Source organism: Mesorhizobium sp. M4A.F.Ca.ET.022.05.2.1 (genome assembly GCF_003998845.1).
Lineage (GTDB): Bacteria > Pseudomonadota > Alphaproteobacteria > Rhizobiales > Rhizobiaceae > Mesorhizobium.
In genome coordinates, this window is sequence record NZ_RZOJ01000111.1 from 1 (window position 1) to 15,810 (window position 15,810).

Below are 15,810 nucleotides of genomic sequence, written 5' to 3' on the forward strand. Positions count from 1 at the left end.
GGGGGATATAGGGAACTTTCCCGTTTTTCCCGGCAAGGCGGGGGACGATCATTTCCTTCGAATTTGATGGAGACCGCTATGACGGAAGCCGAGATTTCGGACCTGTACGATAAGCATGCCGACGCGATTGATCGCGCGGTGTCATCGATGCCGGGGATGCCGGTATTCGACGAGTGCGGCTCTCTCGACGCGACCTGCCGCGATTACATGATAATGCTGGTCGGTGCTCTGCTCGTTTGCGGTGTGCCAATCGACGAAGCCAGCGAGTTGGCTGCCAGCATCACTTCAATTGTAAGCAGCCCCATGCGCGAAAACCATGGTCGCGAGGTAGGGCACTGTTGATCACTACCGGCATGCGCGCTCTGCCCGTCAGGGTGGCACCTGGTCTCGCATTACGCTACCATCAGTTTATGCCGATCCTTCGGAACCCGCGCCACGAACGTTTTGCGCAAGGCATCGCCAAGGGCCTGAGTGGCAAGGCCGCCTACATCGATGCAGGATTTGGGGCGCGCGACAATGCCGCCGAAGTGAATGCCGCTCGACTGCTCAGGAATGCTCAGGTGAAGAGCCGTCTCGGGGAACTGCAAACAGGCCACGCCCAAAGGACCGCAGTGACGGTCGAAGGCATCGTCGCCGAGTTGGAGGAAGCCCGAGCGGCGGCGCTGGCCCACAAACAGCTTGCTGCGGCTGTTGCCGCCTCGTTGGGCAAGGCGAAGCTCCTCGGGCTGATCGTCGACCGCGCCGAGGTCGAGCAGACGCTTCGCCGCCCGATGCGCGAGCCCGGCGAGGTCATGCAGATGAGCCTCGAAGAGTGGGAGAGGCGGTTCAAGCCGAAGACGGTCGCGTCGTAGATCGAAAAATAACGCTATTCATCCTCCCAGATTTCCGACACGCCATTCCGAACTCGATAGCGCTGGATGCCCATCCGACCATCCTCCTGGCGACACCTAATGGTCATTTCACCATTGGCCGTGATTACGATCTTCGACTTGCGCCAGATTTCCGGCATGCGGCCCACATAGGAAATCAACATTGCCAACGCCTTCTCCAGTGCCTCTTCGCTACCGTGGCCCCCTGGAAGAACCACTACACCGGGATTGGAGTGCTCTGGGAAGCTACGGTCGTCCATGAAATCGGTGTCGTGCGTGAGCAAGATGCGCCCCGTTCGCCACGCATGTTGAAAAACGGCCTCGTCGCTCTTGCCGTTGAGGTCTTCTTGCCAAACGTCGCGGACGTTGAAACCCTGATCTCGGAGGGCGCGAGCCACATCTGGACCTAAGCTTTCATCGACTAAGAATTTGGAATGCGCCGAACGCGCCCAGTCCAGAGCGACTTCGGCAACATCAGCCGGGTCGTTAGCAAGCCTTACCCACGCCATTGAGGCGTTCCTTCTGCTTAAACGGCCTCGAAATGGGTAGAAGCCGCTGATTTCAATCTACAGCTTGGCGACAGCCGCTACCATGGACATTTCCCCGATAGGAGCGTTGTAAGTTTTGCAAATGAGCGTATATAAATATGACGAAGCACGAGATGCGCTCATGAAGCCTGCAATTTCCTACCTTCGCGTCAGCACAATCGGCCAAGGCCGCTCCGGTCTCGGGATCGAGGCCCAACAGCAGGTCATCGCTCGGTTTGCCGAGGCCGAAGGCTTTGACATCGTCGGCGAGTTCGTGGAGGTCGAAACCGGCAAAGGGACCGATGCACTCGAAAAGCGACCGCAACTTGCCGCCGCACTCGCCACCGCAAAGAAAGCCGGTGCGCCAGTCGTCGTCGCAAAGCTCGACAGACTTAGCCGCGATGTCGCCTTCATTAGCGGATTGATGGCAAAGCGCGTGCCCTTCATCGTTGCCGAGCTTGGTCGTGATACCGATCCGTTCATGCTTCACATCTATGCGGCGCTTGCCGAGAAAGAGCGCGCGCTCATCAGCGGGCGCACAAAGCAGGCCCTGGCGGCGGCCAAGGCGCGCGGCGTCAAGCTCGGCGGCCCGAAGATCACCGATGCGGCTGCGCGCTCCCGTGAGGTCCGTACTGCCCGGGCAGATGCCTTTGCGGCAAATGTCGCCCCTATCATCGAGCAAATTCGGGCGAGCGGTGCTACCTCGCTGCGGCAGGTCGCCGAGGCGCTTAACTCGCGCGGTATCGGAACCCCACGCGGCGGGTCATGGTCAGCTATGCAAGTCAGTGACGTTCTCAAGCGGATGTCGGCAGCGCCGGGGCCACGTGAAGCCGAGCCGGAACCGCAGAGGCCCGAGGTCGAGGGCGATGAGCTCCGCCGGACGCGGCGGCTGAGGCGGCAGCCGTAGCGCCAAGGTGCCCCCCTCTGGGGTTTCCCGAAGGCCGGGGTGGGGTAGCTGTGGGGGGCCCCACCTTCCCGCACACTCACAGTTTCCAACGGCCTCAAGCATACATAAGCTAAATCGCGAATGACGATAGGGAGGGGTACTGCAGATGTGGCAATGGCTTTCACAACTCCAGGGCGCACAATCTAGCCTCGTTGGCTCATTTGCAGGTTTCGTATTTGGCATCGCAGCGCTGATCGTGGGCGCGCTTTTCAATTTTCGGCTCAACCGCAAGAGGGACGCATTTCTTCGAACCGAAGAGGCGGATGCGGTCGCCGCCGCACTCTACGGCGAGATCATATTGATACGTGAGGAATTGGCGCGAACTGCCAACCTCGTAGCTAGGACGGAAATGAGAACGGGCTCTTTCAACACCCACTTTCTCGAACTGATCCGATTGCCAGACCCGCTGCTCTACAAGGCTCTTGCGAACAAGTTGGGCCTACTCGATCCGAAGCTAATTCTGGCAGTCACCGATTTCCACACCAACTTGGAACTCGTTCGCGCTTGGCTCCCCCACCTCGTAACGAGCGAGGATCGTGGCTTCGACTACAGTCCGCTTTCAGTGCTGGAGCCTGCAATAAAAGCAATAGAAGGCATCAAGCCGGCTATCGAGGCACTGGCAGCGAACATGCGCGTCGAGTTGCCAACTGACCCAGAGCTTGGCGCAGTGTACGCTGTCGCTGAGAATGAACGGGAGAAGTTTGATGAAGCATAGCTCGGAAGCGGTCGCGCGCTTTGCCCGCCCGGCAATGCTGCCGTACAGACGTGAGCGGACAGTTTGTCAGTAGACTTGCTGTCGCGCTTTTGAGCGCCTCTTCGAATTGCTGTGGCAGTGTTATGATATGGCTGAGTTAGCCCCGAGACGGGCTATCGGATAGCGAGCAAAACGACATGAGCACCCCCGCGATCACCCGCCGTACTCTTCTGGCGCTGACCGGCGCAGTAGTTGCCGTCGACCCGGCATCCGCTGAAGTAAGGCCCTCGCCGAGGCTACAGGCACTAATAGCGGCACATGAGGCGGCCTATGCCGCATTCCACAGTGTTGTTCATCGAGCGGGGAGCAGAAGGGACGACCGCGAGTGGGCCGACGGGGTCGAGCAGCAGGCGCTGCTGGCCGTCTGCTCCTATCCTGCGGTCAGTCGGGACGACTGCCGGGTCAAGGCGGAATACCTGCTCGCCGTCGAGGCTCGCGGCGAACTCGATCTGCAAGAGCATGTGCAGGCCATCTTGCGCTCGATGCTGCGAAGCTGATGAACGCCGGGACCCCATGGAGCGTCTTCCTTGGCGAGGCTTATTCTCGCCGCTCGGCATGCTCAGCCCCGACGAGGTGGGGACGTCAGTAACGGCCAAGCGAGCATCGGCCTCGCTCCAAACTTAAACCTTTGTCGTCTGCTTGAAAGACCTTTGCTTGTTTTCAGCATCGGCTATGTAGCCCTTCATCGCTGTTGCCACTCGTTGACTGGCAGCAGTCTCAAGCCAAAATTCTGGCGTTGCGGCTAAGTCGGCGAGTATGCGTAGCCGATGGCGCAGGCGAGCAAATGCATCTGCCTTCAGAGTATTCTTCAGAGCTGTCTCAGTCGCTTCGCGGATCGGGCCCTCTACTGGGTCTAAGTAAATGTCTCTTCCTTGGCTGATAATCTCGATTACGTCGATATATTCCCATGGAACAGTTGATCTAGCATAGGTGTTAAACAGCTGAAAAGCGGTTCCTCGCGCATACCTCTCCGATGTATTCGCGCGAATGTCACCGGCACCGCAATACAAGCGGTAGGCTCTGAGATGTAGCCGCAAAGCCTCGGTTAGATCTTTCAAAGCGTCCGAGGGATCAGTTACTAGGCGCTCTTGGGCGCGGGCGTATAGGCTCGTCGCTTTACGGCCAGTCATCTCCATTTTCTCTGGTTCGCTATACCGCTTCCCCTCCAGAACACGGTCTGCAATCTTGATGCACCACCCATCGTTGATGCCGCTGTTTTTTTCAGCAGCGAACCAAGCTCTCAGATACCTGTAATCGGGCTCGAAATTCATTGAAAACGCATACCCGAAAGCATCTCTCACCTCGCTAAGGCGCGGTGGCGAAAAGCAAGCTGACGCATAGCCTAAAACAGTTCGAAAGAATGGGTCTTCGGTCACAAACGGCGGCAGGGTTCTATCGGAAACTAGGCGAAAAGCCTCCCTAACCTTGTCAGCCGCATGCTCTTGGTAACGCGTAGGAAGAAGACGTTCAATTTGCGACGCAATGTTTGCCACGCGCGGGTTGCTTACAGCCACGTGACGTCGGTAGGCTTTTACCCGCTCCCTTAGCAACTGGTAGCCGACTAGCTGAGAGCGCTTGTTTGTCACGAAGGCTTTGGTGAGCGGCGCAAGCGCATAAAGCGTATTGCTTCCTGCATCATCGATTTGCAAGAACATCTCGCGTACCGCGCCTATGGCATCACTCACGCCGGAGGCGTCAAATTGCAGCACGCTCTGCAGGTCGTTAAAAGTTGTAGGCTCACTAAATTCCGACAATGCAGCTAATAACAGCTTGGGCGCGCTAGAAGGTAGCGCGTCCCACTCACGCAGAAACACGTAATCGCGGATCGCGTCGCCGGTCTGCTGCTGGAAGAGTTCGGTAGCGCGCTCATAAGTGCCGGAGGTACGACGAAGCGCGATAACACTTTCAATTACGAGCGGGCGTCTTTCGGATATTTCGGAGAGCCGGTGCATCCTGAACTCAGGAGTGGGGGGTGGCACGGCGAAGTGCTGTACGCATTCAGTGACAAACTGCTCATAGTCCTCGTCGCCCAAACCTGGAACTTCAATCGCATTGCCCAACGACTGGCTGGGGGCATTGCGAAGCGTATATACCACCTTGGAGGTTCGCGACGCCCGGCAAAGCGCGCGATAAAGGAAATCAGACCCCGGATCGATCCCTTTCGTGGTCAAGGTATCTACGTCGTCGATAACGAGAAGTATCGAGTTTATATCCAGGTAGGCTCTAACCTCGTTACGAAGTGCGTCCAGGGTAAGGCTTTGTAGGTAGCCCTCGTCTCTGCTCCATCCGCCGTAGAGCAATATCGCCCTTAGCAATTCCTGTTCATTACTGAAATCTCTATTTTCATTCTGAACTATTTTACCTTCTGAAACAGCAAGGGAGGTTTCCTTGGCGCTCACGAAAACGACTGCATCAAGCTTGTCATCTCCGTATAACTTAAGGCTGTCCCCATTTTCTTTAACTAGGCGCGCAAACTCATAGGCAATCGTTGTCTTGCCGGAGCCCCCTTTACCATGGAGATAGGTTCGAGGCTCATCGGATGCTTCCAACCAATGGAAGAGCTGGTCCAACACCTCGGTTCTTCCAACAAACCGCTGCTTTAGGGTAGCAGGACTGGGCGGAATTGACCCGTCCAGCGGTGGGACCTCGCTGGCCTCAGCCGGCAAACGGGCGCGGCAGAAAAGAACAGGATACTGCGGAGGCTCCGCTATCTTCACCTCATGCCCAACGCGTGTCCAGATAACCCCAGAACGATACTTTCCAATAGCTTTGTTGAAGCGATAGGGAGGTACTCCATCGGGTCTTGGTTTGACCAATAGAACGTCAACGTTACCAGCCGTTTCGGATATATATGACCTAAGCGACAACGGTGGCGACGAGCCAAGGAGCTGGCGAACTGCGAGGTTAAAGCGATCTAGATTGATCAGAACTTTGTTATGTCCGCCCGTCCGCTTCTTATCGTGAACACCAAAGACAATCACGCCTCCATGACAGTTCGAAAAGGCGCAGATCAGCCTCGCAATTCCGCCAAAATATTCGTCAGATAGCGAGAATGGCCACTGATCTTTGAAATCCCACTGAATGCCTTCTGCATCGTCAAACAAGCCATCCTCTTTCAGGAAGGCAGCGTATAAATCGCCTTGATCAGGAAGAACCCCTTCGGCACACCATTTGCTGATCGCAGCTTGATCCATTGAAGCCCCCCATGCTGACGGAGGCTTATATCGGTTCACGCCAGCCTGCAACTGTTTGGTGTGCCCTGTGCGACGCGACCGCTCACCTCTACCATTGGGCTTGCACCGAAGGCCCAGCAGGACTTGGGAAACTAATGTCCGTCAGACTGGTTGCGATTGTGCCTGTGCGCCGGTAGGTATCGGACAAGTGCATCGGGGGAGGGGCTAAGTGGCTGGCAACAACGGCAACGGCGATCTGGCGTTCTCGGCGGAATTGTTCAAGGCGGCGGACAAGCTGCGCGGCAACCTGGAGCCGTCGGAATACAAGCACGTCGCGCTTGGCCTGATCTTTCTCAAATACATTTCCGACGCCTTCGAGGGTCTACACGCCAAGCTCGCGGCGGACGAGCACGCCGATGCGGAAGACCCTGAGGAGTATCTGGCCGAAAGCGTGTTCTGGGTGCCGAAGGAAGCCCGCTGGTCGTTCCTGCAAGGCAACGCCAAGCGGCCTGAAATCGGCAAGCTGATCGACGAGGCGATGGAGGCCATCGAAAAGGCCCCCTCGAACGAGGGGCTGAAGGGCGTGCTGCCAAAGAACTACGCCCGCCCGACGCTCAACAAGACGATGCTCGGCGAACTGATCGACCTGTTCTCCAACATCGGCATGCATGATGGCACCGACAAGGCGAAGGACCTGCTTGGCCGGGTCTACGAGTATTTCCTGTCCGGCTTCGCCAGTTCGGAAGGCAAGCGGGGCGGCGAGTTCTTCACGCCCCGTTCCGTCGTGCGCACGCTGGTTGAGATGCTCGAACCCTACAAGGGTCGCGTCTACGATCCCTGCTGTGGCTCCGGCGGCATGTTCGTGCAGTCGGAAAAGTTCATCGAGGAACATGGCGGGCGGCGGCACGACATCGCCGTCTATGGACAGGAGATCAACCACACCACATGGCGGCTGGCCAAGATGAACCTCGCAGTGCAGGGGATCGACGCCGACATCCGCTGGAACAACGAGGGCAGCTTCCACCGTGACGAGTTGCTGGACCTGAAAGCCGATTTCATCCTCGCCAATCCGCCCTTCAACATCTCGGATTGGGGGGGCGAGCGGCTGGCAGACGATGTCCGCTGGAAATACGGCACGCCGCCCAAGGGCAATGCCAATTTCGCCTGGCTCCAGCACATTCTGCACCATCTCGCCCCGCGCGGCACGGGCGGCGTTGTGCTGGCCAACGGCTCGATGTCGTCGCAGCAATCCGGCGAGGGCGATATCCGTAAGGCGATGATCGAAGCCGACGTGGTGGATTGCATGGTTGCCCTGCCGGGGCAGTTGTTCTTCTCAACGCAAATCCCGGCCTGCCTATGGATATTGGCACGCGACAAGAGCGCCAACGGCCATCGTGACCGGCGCAGCGAAATCCTGTTCATTGACGCCAGAAAGCTGGGCTTCATGGTTGATCGCGTACGCCGCGAGTTCAGCGCCGACGATATCGGCAAGATCGCTGGGGCCTATCACCGATGGCGCAACAAGGATCATGCGAATGCGTATGCCGACGAGCCGGGCTTCTGCAAAGCAGCCAGGTTAGCTGACGTACGCGACCGTGGCCATGTGCTCACGCCGGGACGATATGTCGGTGCGGTGGATGCCGAGGATGATGGTGTCTCATTCGCGGAGAGGTTCCACGGGCTCAGAGAGCAGCTTCAGGCGCAGTTTGCAGAAGGGCGGGAGCTAGAGGAAAGGATCGAAAGGGCGCTTGCCGGAGTGTCCGGAGATGATTGAGATCCAGATCGTCAAGCTCGGACAGATCGTTCAGTTTCGAAACGGCGTAAATTTCTCACAGGCGGATGAAGGAAGAGGCATTCCCATCCTGAAGGTGAAGGACTTCGGAGCGCGACATACCGTTCCGATTGATGGTCTTGATGAACTTGAACGAGGGAAAATAGCGGTTCCCGAGAGCCAAATGTTAGCCCCGAATGACATCGTCATTATTCGCTCGAATGGCAATCGGGAGTTGGTTGGGCGTTCTATGATCTACGCTGGCCCCCCCAACCGGATCACGTTTTCAGGCTTTTGTATCCGCGCCCGCGTGAACAGCGACCGAGCCCTGCCTTCATATCTCCATTATTGGCTACGTTCACCCCTGACCCGGCAAACGTTTTCTCGTGAAGGTAACGGAACCGGCATCCAGAACATCTCACAGAGCTTTCTCTGCGAGCTTTCTGCCCCGCTGCCCCGGCTCGACGTGCAGAACGAAATCGTCGAAATCCTCGGTTCACTCGACAACAAGATCGAACTGAACCAGCGGATGAACGAAACGCTGGAGGCCATGGCGCAAGCCATTTTCCGCGACTGGTTCGTCGATTTCGGCCCAACTCGCCGCAAGATCGGCGGCGCAACGGATCCTATCGAAGTCATTGGCGGGCTTGTTACGGATCTCGGTCGGGCAAAGCAGCTGGCCGATCTGTTTCCAGCGAGTTTGGGTGACGATGGGATACCAGTCGGTTGGAGAACGCGGAAAGTGGCAGATGTCGCGGATCGGGTAGCAATGGGCCCGTTCGGATCGCGTATAACAAAGGACAACTTCGTCAGTCATGGTGTGCCAGTTATTCGAGGCAAGAACCTCACGGAGGGCTTTGTTGACCACGACTTCGTTTATCTGATCCCGGAAAAAGCGAACGAATTATCGACATCACAGGCTCGGCACGAAGATATTGTTTTCACGCACCGCGGCACTCTCGGCCAAGTGGGTCGCATTTATCCTGGCTCTCGCTATCCGGCGTATATCGTATCTCAGAGCCAATTGCTACTGTCGGTAGATCGTACGCAAACCAGCCCATTGTTCCTCTATTTCTTTTTTCGCTCAGAGGACGGACAGCGGAAATGGCTCGCGAACTCAGGAGGGGCAGGGGTGCCTGCGATAGCGCAGCCAACGCGAAGCCTGAAGTCCATTGAGTTCGTGGACCCGGGCAGCGTACTCGCGCAGCGCTTTGATGCCTGCGCCAGAATGCTTGAAGATCGCGCCCGTTCTGCAAAACGGGAGAGCGAAACACTCGGTTCAATGCGTGACCTGTTGCTGCCGAAACTGATGTCAGGAGAAATCCGCCTTCGTGAGGCCGAAAAACAGCTTGAGGCAGCGCAATGACCGACCCCCATGCTGCTCTGAAGGCACACTGCCAGTCCCGCCTTGATCGCGAGGCTGCAGAACACCCATCCGGACACCAGAATGTGCATGCCCGCCGCTATCTGCTGCCCCGCAAGGGGCGCAGCCCGATTGAGGCGGCGATCATCGTCAAGCCTGACAGCAAGCTTCAAATTTGGTGCGAGGCGGATGGCGTGGATCTGTCGAGGGTAAGCGGGCTCCAGCCTGAAAAGCGTCTCGGTAGCGAAACGTATTCGACTGTCGGCGCGAGCGGGAATGTACTCTACGGGCGTCATAGCGCGCTCAAGACTTTCGACCGCCTCCACCGAGGAGACGCGCTTCGGTTCGTGCCCGAGACCATCGGGGAGGTGGACCGTATTCTGGACATGCTCGCCAACCGGGGAGCGCCGTGACAGAGCCGGGAGGCAAAGGTATCGTCTACGAGCAGATCGAGGCCGACTACTCGCGGTACGGCTTCCACGAGGACATCGTCGAAGATGCCGCCGTCGGCATTTTCGAGGAGCTTGGCTACGTCTACGCGCCTGCTGCCCAGATTGCGCCCGACGGTACCGCGCCAGAGCGTGACGCCTATTCCGACACCATCCTGGCTTCACGGCTGACGGCGGCGGTCGAGCGGCTCAATCCTGCTATTCCCGCCGAGGCCCGCGCATCGGCGATCAAGCAGTTGTTCATCGCCGTGACGCCGTCGCTGGTCGAGGAGAACCGGCGCATTCATCGGCTACTCATGGAGGGCGTCGATGTCGAGTTCGTGGTAGCCGACGGCGAGATCAGGGGCGACAAGGTCTGGTTGATCGACTTCGACAATGTCGACAACAACGACTGGCTGGTGACCAACCAGTTCACGGTGGTCGAAGGCCGCCACAAGCGCCGCCCGGACATGGTCGTGTTCGTCAACGGCCTGCCGCTTGCGATCATCGAGTTGAAGAACGCGGGTGACGAGGCTGCAGACATTGGCGCGGCCTTCAACCAGCTTCAGACCTACAAGGCGCAGGTGCCGTCCCTTTTCAGGGCGAATGCAGTCCTGATCGCCTCCGATGGCGTGCTGGCGCGCATCGGCTCGCTGACGGCAGACGAGGAGCGCTTCATGCCCTGGCGCACTGTCACTGGCGCGGATGGCGATTTTACGCCGCATGGCCCGCGCGAGATGGCGACGCTGCTGCGCGGTGTCTTCGCCCGCAAGCGGTTCCTCTCCCTCCTGCGTGACTTCATCGTCTTCGGCGACAGGGGCGAGGGGCCCTTCAAGATCATCGCCGGATACCATCAGTTCCACGGCGCGTCCAAGGCGCTTGCCAGCGCCGTTGAAGCGGCTCGCCCCGACGGCGACCGCAAGATCGGCGTGATCTGGCATACACAAGGCTCGGGCAAGAGCCTGCTGATGGCGTTCTTCGGCGGCCTCATCGTGCGGTCGAAGCAGTTGCAGAACCCGACGCTGGTCGTGCTGACCGACCGCAACGACCTCGACGATCAGTTGTTCTCCACCTTCAGCCTTTGCCGCGACCTGATCCGCCAGAAGCCGGAACAGGCCGACAGCCGCGACGAACTGCGCCGCCTCCTCAATCGAGCGTCAGGCGGCGTGATCTTCACCACGGTGCAGAAGTTCTCACCCGAGACCGGGGAGGAGAGCTTCCCGATGCTGACCAACCGGCGCAATGTCATCGTCATCGCGGACGAGGCGCATCGCAGCCAGTACGGCTTCGACGCCAAGCTCGACAAGGCGACCGGCAAGCGCCGATACGGTTATGCCCACTACATCCGGCAGGCGATGCCCAACGCCTCCTTCATCGGCTTCACCGGCACCCCGATTGAGGCGGATGACGTGAACACGCCGGCGATCTTCGGCGAGTACATCGACGTGTACGACATCAGCCGGGCGGTGGAGGACGGCGCGACCGTTCCGATCTTCTACGAGAGCCGCTTGGCGCGCATCGAACTGGACGAAGACGAAAAGCCGCGCATTGACGCCGAGATCGAGGCCATCCTCGAAGACGACGAGCTATCGGAGCAGGAAAAGCAGAAGGCCAAATGGACGACCGTCGAGCGGCTGGTCGGCTCCGAGAAGCGGCTGTCGCAAATTGCCGCCGATCTGGTCGAGCACCTCGAAGCCCGCATTGCCGGGATGAACGGCAAGGCAATGGCCGTCTGTATGAGCCGCCGCATCTGCGTCGACCTTTACAAGCACATCGTCGCGCTGCGGCCCGAGTGGCACTCAGACGATGACGACAAGGGCGCGATCAAGATCGTCATGACCGGTTCGGCATCCGACCCGCTGGAATGGCAGCCGCATTTCGGCAACAAGAAGCGGCGCGACGATCTCGCCAAGCGAGCACGCAACCCAGATGATCCACTCAAGCTGGTGATCGTGCGTGACATGTGGCTGACCGGCTTCGACGCGCCCTGCATGCACACCATGTACATCGACAAGCCGATGCGCGGCCACGGGCTGATGCAGGCCATCGCCCGCGTGAACCGGGTGTTCAAGGACAAGCCGGGCGGCCTGATCGTCGACTATATCGGCATCGCCCAGAACCTGAAGAACGCGCTTGGCCAGTACACCAAGTCCGATCAGGAAAAGACCGGCATCGACGAGGAGGAAGCCGTTGCCGTCCTGATGGAGAAGTACGAGGTCGTGCGCGGCATGTTCCATGGCCACGACTACAGCCTCGGCATCAGCGGCCAGCCTCAGCAACGGCTCGTCGCGCTCGCTGACGGCATCGACTGGATACTGAAATGGCAGGAGCAGGAAGCCGCCAAGGTCACGAGCGTAGACGACAAGAAGAAAGCTCACCGCCGCTTTTCCGATGCAGTGCTGGAACTGAGCAAGGCGTATGCGCTGGCGTCGGCCAGCGACAAGGCACGCACAATTCGTGACGAGGTCGGCTTCTTTCAGGCGGTGCGGGCGGCGCTGGTCAAGACCACGGCCACCGGCAAGATGTCGGACCGGGCCAAGAGCTTCGCCGTCGAGCAGTTGCTGAACCAAGCCGTCGCCAATGCCGAGATCGTGGACATACTGAAGGCGGCGGGCATCCAGTCGCCGGACATCTCGATCCTGTCGGATGAGTTTTTGGCCGACATCCAGAAGCTGGAGAAGAAGAACCTCGCGCTGGAGGCTCTGAAGAAGCTCCTCAACGGCGAGATCAGAAGCCGGTCCCGGTCCAACGTGGTGGAGGCGAGGTCGTTCTCGCAGCGGCTGGAAGAGGCGGTCTCGCGCTATCATGCCAACGCCATCTCGACGGTGGAAATGATCCAAGAACTGATCGCGCTGGCGAAGGACATCAAGGCCTCTACGGCGCGCGGGGAGGAGCATGGACTGTCGCCGGAGGAATTGGCCTTCTATGACGCCCTGGCCGAGAACGAGAGCGCCGTCCAGGCCATGGGCAGTGCGCAACTGCGCATCATCGCCCATGAGCTTGTCGATCAGATGCGGGGCTCAGCGACCGTCGACTGGCAGCACAAGAGCAGCGCGCGCGCCCGCATGCGCATTCTGGTCAAGCGCATCCTGAAGAAATACGGCTACCCGCCAGACCTCGAACAGGAGGCCGTGCAGACGGTGCTGGCGCAGGCGGAAACCCTTCTGCGAGAAGTGATGGTCCCGGCGCAATAGGGTGACCGGCACTCGACGTAGGCCGACGAACCAATGGATGATATTCAACGACGAAGACTGGAACGGATCGCGTGGAACCACGCCGCCTCCACACGCAACGACGAAGAACGGTGGTCGTTCGCTTTCAAGACGCCGGGCGCGGTCGGCTATTTCTTCTGCCCATTTTCTGCGGTTGAGGAGTTCGATGGCGACCTTGAGGGGCTAAATCTCTCGTGGGAGCCGGAGCGTGTTGCGCAGATAGAGGACGGCGAAGACCTGACCCCCGAGGAATTTGGCGAATGGCGGCGTGCCTACCGCGACCAGCAGGTGAAGGCTGGCGCGGATGACGTTTGGCCAGTCTGGATTGTTCCGATCAGACTAGGAGGCCTGATCGCGGCCTATGCGACGTTTCTGTCGCAGCACGACGATCCGACGCTGGGCGGGGTGCATGAGACCATCGAACAGGCGGAAGCGGTGCTGTCTGAACAAGGTGCGTTGAGGCGGAGCTAACCGCCCCGAGGGTGCGGCAGGCTGTTAAAAAAAATGCAGTCTTAGGGAGAAGCGACATCTTGGCCGATGTTCGCTCATTCGTTCGCAACCTTTCCTCGATATTGAGGGCAGAGCATTCTGAACGCTGGCGCGGCAAAAATGCCGCCGGAGGCGCAGTTGTTTTCAACGGGCATTTTGAAGGATATTTGCCCCAACTTGATGGTGCCCTTGCTGCAATTTGCTTCCGCACGAATGGCATCACCGAGAAGATTCGCTTTCGTCTCGCGAATGCACTCTGCGGGCGACGCATAGCCGCCTTGGTTCACATAGCCTTCATGGCATGCCTTGATGATATCCGGCTCCGTGAATTTTGCCACGGCACGTGCATGTTTGGTGTTAACGCCGGTAATCTCGATGATTGTTGCAGGCGGTTCTATGCAGCTTCTCTGCAACTCTGCACCCGACGCCGCTGTAGCAAGGGAGGAGAAGCTGGCAGCGAGAAGGATGGCAGTCGTCGGGCACATTTGTCGCAACGACAGTGGCGACAACGAACCCCGACGCGATTTGGCTTTGCCCAAGGCCTTGCTCGTCGGCATGGTTCCTTCTCCTGACGCCAACTATTGGTTGTGAAGTTGCCCCTAAGGCAATCAGCCGTCAAGCGGATCTGGTGGGAGGAGGGTGCGGCGAATGGGGCTGGTATCGAACCCATTGGTTCATTTTTTGCGTCAGCATGTCCGCGCAAAGACGTAGCGACAGAGTGCGGCAGGCTGTCGCGGATCGGAGGCCGAGCTTCGCTCGCAGTGGCGACCCCGTGGCGACCCCAACGGCGCGACAGCTTTCCTGTTTGATCGCGATATAGCTTAACTATTTGATTTTCTTCAAGAAAGATGGTGGGCGATGCAGGGATTGAACCTGCGACCCCACCCGTGTGAAGGGTGTGCTCTCCCGCTGAGCTAATCGCCCGCTCGTTGCCCGAAGGCCAAGCGAGCCGCGATATAAGGGAGGCAGGCTGCCGAAGTCAAGGCGATGTGACGCTCATGCTGCAAGGATCGTATTTGCGGGATCGGCGGGCTGGTACGGCCCCCCTTTTTGCTCAGCGCGCGGCGTCGATCAGCCGCTCGGCCAGGCCGAGGGTGAGCGCATCGAAATGCGAGATCACGGCCGACGGCTCGAATTCCCTGACATGGCGATCGGTATAGCCGAAATCGACCGCCACCACCGGAATGCCGGCGGCCTTGGCGGTGTCGATATCGGTCTGCGAATCGCCAACCATCAGCGCGCGCTGCGGATCGCCGCCGGCCAGCCTGATGGTTTCAGTGAGATGGCGCGGGTCGGGTTTGCGGAAGGCAAACGTATCTTGGCCGGCGATCGCGGCGAAATACCGCGCCAGACCGAGCGCGTCGATCAGCGCCACCGAGTTCGCCTCGTATTTGTTGGTGCAGACCGCGAGCAGGAAGTCGGCGTCCTTGAAGCGGTCGAGCGCTTCGACGACGCCGGGGTAGGGGCGCGACTTGCCGGGAATGTTGAGCGTGTAGTGGTCGAGGAACAGTCTTAGCAGCCGATCGTGCTCCTCCGCCGCCAGCGCCCGCTGCTGCGCGGCATGCGCCCGCTCGATCATCACCCGCCCGCCATGGCCGACGAAGCGCCTGAAACCTGCCTCGTCGACCGCCGCGAGTTCGCTGGCGGCGAGGCTGTGGTTCAGGCTGTCGAGCAGATCCGGCGCCGTGTCGACGAGCGTCCCGTCGAGGTCGAACACGATGATCGGTCTGGTCATGGGCGGTCCTGTGCGGTTGCGTCGCCCGTGGCGATAACCCCTGTGCCCCGATCAGGCAAGCCAGCTTGGCCAATCCACCGGCTTTAAGCACAAGCAGAGCGCGGCCTTTGACCGGGCGGGCAAAAATGCTAGGAGCGCCCAAATCAGCCTTTCCCGGGGACGACGTGCAATCATGGATGCGAGGCAACTGAAGGTCGAAGCCGCGCGGGCCGCCCTTGGCCATGTCACCGACGGCATGCGGCTTGGCATCGGCACCGGCTCGACGGCGGAGGAGTTCGTGCGCCTGCTCGCCGAGAAGGTCGCCACCGGGCTAAGCGTCATCGGCGTGCCGACCTCGGAGCGCACCGCAGCACTTTGCCGCGAGCTCGGCGTGCCGCTGTCGACGCTCGAAGAGACGCCGGAGCTCGACCTCACCGTCGATGGCGCCGACGAGGTCGACCCGGCCCTCACGCTGATCAAGGGTGGCGGCGGCGCGCTGCTGCGCGAAAAGATCGTCGCGGCGGCGTCCGGGCGCATGATCGTGATCGCCGACCAGTCCAAGAT

At 59.5% G+C, this 15,810-nt stretch carries 15 protein-coding genes and 1 tRNA gene; 11 read left to right on the forward strand and 5 right to left on the reverse strand.

All coding sequences use genetic code 11. From position 1 onward, the window contains the following. Together EN745_RS14645 and EN745_RS14650 are read left to right on the forward strand one after the other, a co-directional pair. Nucleotides 1–342: hypothetical protein (locus tag EN745_RS14645; RefSeq protein WP_210213756.1), on the forward strand; the 342-nt coding region annotated here is incomplete at its 5' end. Between the two features lie 68 nt (nt 343–410). Beyond that, nucleotides 411–851, forward strand: a complete 441-nt coding sequence (locus EN745_RS14650) for a terminase small subunit (protein ID WP_127421593.1) — start codon at nt 411–413, stop codon at nt 849–851. Nucleotides 852–865: 14 nt separating this feature from the next. On the opposite strand, the gene EN745_RS14655 is transcribed toward EN745_RS14650, so the two are convergent. Continuing rightward, a complete protein-coding gene (locus EN745_RS14655; RefSeq protein ID WP_127421594.1) occupies nt 866–1,378 on the reverse strand; it encodes a DUF5615 family PIN-like protein in 513 nt (170 codons plus the stop codon). Nucleotides 1,379–1,499: 121 nt separating this feature from the next. On the opposite strand from EN745_RS14655, the gene EN745_RS14660 reads away from it, so the two are divergent. The 3 genes from EN745_RS14660 (at nt 1,500) to EN745_RS14670 (ending at nt 3,593) form a co-directional block, all read left to right on the forward strand. Next, nucleotides 1,500–2,303, forward strand: coding sequence for a recombinase family protein (locus tag EN745_RS14660; protein WP_245487732.1), 804 nt, complete (start codon nt 1,500–1,502; stop codon nt 2,301–2,303). 145 nt (nt 2,304–2,448) lie between these two features. Next, nucleotides 2,449–3,057, forward strand: coding sequence for a hypothetical protein (locus tag EN745_RS14665; protein ID WP_127421595.1), 609 nt, complete (start codon nt 2,449–2,451; stop codon nt 3,055–3,057). Between the two features lie 176 nt (nt 3,058–3,233). Further along, entirely contained in the window at nt 3,234–3,593 is a 360-nt protein-coding gene (locus EN745_RS14670; RefSeq protein WP_127421596.1) for a hypothetical protein, read from the forward strand. A gap of 123 nt (nt 3,594–3,716) precedes the next feature. Here EN745_RS14670 and EN745_RS14675 read toward each other — a convergent pair whose 3' ends face one another. After that, nucleotides 3,717–6,290, reverse strand: coding sequence for an RNA-binding domain-containing protein (locus tag EN745_RS14675; protein WP_127421597.1), 2,574 nt, complete (start codon nt 6,288–6,290; stop codon nt 3,717–3,719). Nucleotides 6,291–6,498: 208 nt separating this feature from the next. Here EN745_RS14675 and EN745_RS14680 point away from each other — a divergent pair, with 208 nt between their 5' ends. Genes EN745_RS14680 through EN745_RS14700 form a run of 5 tightly spaced genes read left to right on the forward strand, consistent with a single transcriptional unit; the run spans nt 6,499 to nt 13,514 of the window. Further along, nucleotides 6,499–8,043 carry a class I SAM-dependent DNA methyltransferase gene (locus EN745_RS14680; RefSeq protein ID WP_127421598.1) on the forward strand — a complete coding sequence of 515 codons (1,545 nt, stop codon included), beginning with the start codon at nt 6,499–6,501 and terminating at the stop codon, nt 8,041–8,043. Further along, nucleotides 8,036–9,406 carry a restriction endonuclease subunit S gene (locus EN745_RS14685; RefSeq protein ID WP_127421599.1) on the forward strand — a complete coding sequence of 457 codons (1,371 nt, stop codon included), beginning with the start codon at nt 8,036–8,038 and terminating at the stop codon, nt 9,404–9,406. The genes EN745_RS14680 and EN745_RS14685 overlap by 8 nt, the downstream gene beginning before the upstream one ends. Further along, a complete protein-coding gene (locus tag EN745_RS14690) occupies nt 9,403–9,816 on the forward strand; it encodes a hypothetical protein (protein ID WP_127421600.1) in 414 nt (137 codons plus the stop codon). The genes EN745_RS14685 and EN745_RS14690 overlap by 4 nt, the downstream gene beginning before the upstream one ends. After that, nucleotides 9,813–13,025: a type I restriction endonuclease subunit R gene (locus EN745_RS14695; RefSeq protein ID WP_245487731.1), complete on the forward strand. Its 3,213-nt coding sequence runs from the start codon at nt 9,813–9,815 to the stop codon at nt 13,023–13,025. Before EN745_RS14690 ends, EN745_RS14695 begins: the two co-directional genes overlap by 4 nt. Nucleotides 13,026–13,058: 33 nt before the next feature. After that, nucleotides 13,059–13,514: a hypothetical protein gene (locus tag EN745_RS14700; RefSeq protein WP_127421601.1), complete on the forward strand. Its 456-nt coding sequence runs from the start codon at nt 13,059–13,061 to the stop codon at nt 13,512–13,514. A gap of 74 nt (nt 13,515–13,588) precedes the next feature. On the opposite strand, the gene EN745_RS14705 is transcribed toward EN745_RS14700, so the two are convergent. The 3 genes from EN745_RS14705 to EN745_RS14715 form a co-directional block, all read right to left on the reverse strand. Next, nucleotides 13,589–14,089, reverse strand: a complete 501-nt coding sequence (locus EN745_RS14705) for a hypothetical protein (protein WP_127421602.1) — start codon at nt 14,087–14,089, stop codon at nt 13,589–13,591. A 292-nt stretch (nt 14,090–14,381) separates the two neighbouring features. Continuing rightward, a tRNA-Val gene (locus EN745_RS14710) sits at nt 14,382–14,456 on the reverse strand. A 130-nt stretch (nt 14,457–14,586) separates the two neighbouring features. Further along, entirely contained in the window at nt 14,587–15,267 is a 681-nt protein-coding gene (locus EN745_RS14715) for a phosphoglycolate phosphatase (RefSeq protein ID WP_126054525.1), read from the reverse strand. Nucleotides 15,268–15,439: 172 nt separating this feature from the next. On the opposite strand from EN745_RS14715, the gene rpiA reads away from it, so the two are divergent. Then, a partial coding sequence (rpiA, locus tag EN745_RS14720) for a ribose 5-phosphate isomerase A (RefSeq protein WP_127421603.1) occupies nt 15,440–15,810 on the forward strand: 371 nt, incomplete at its 3' end.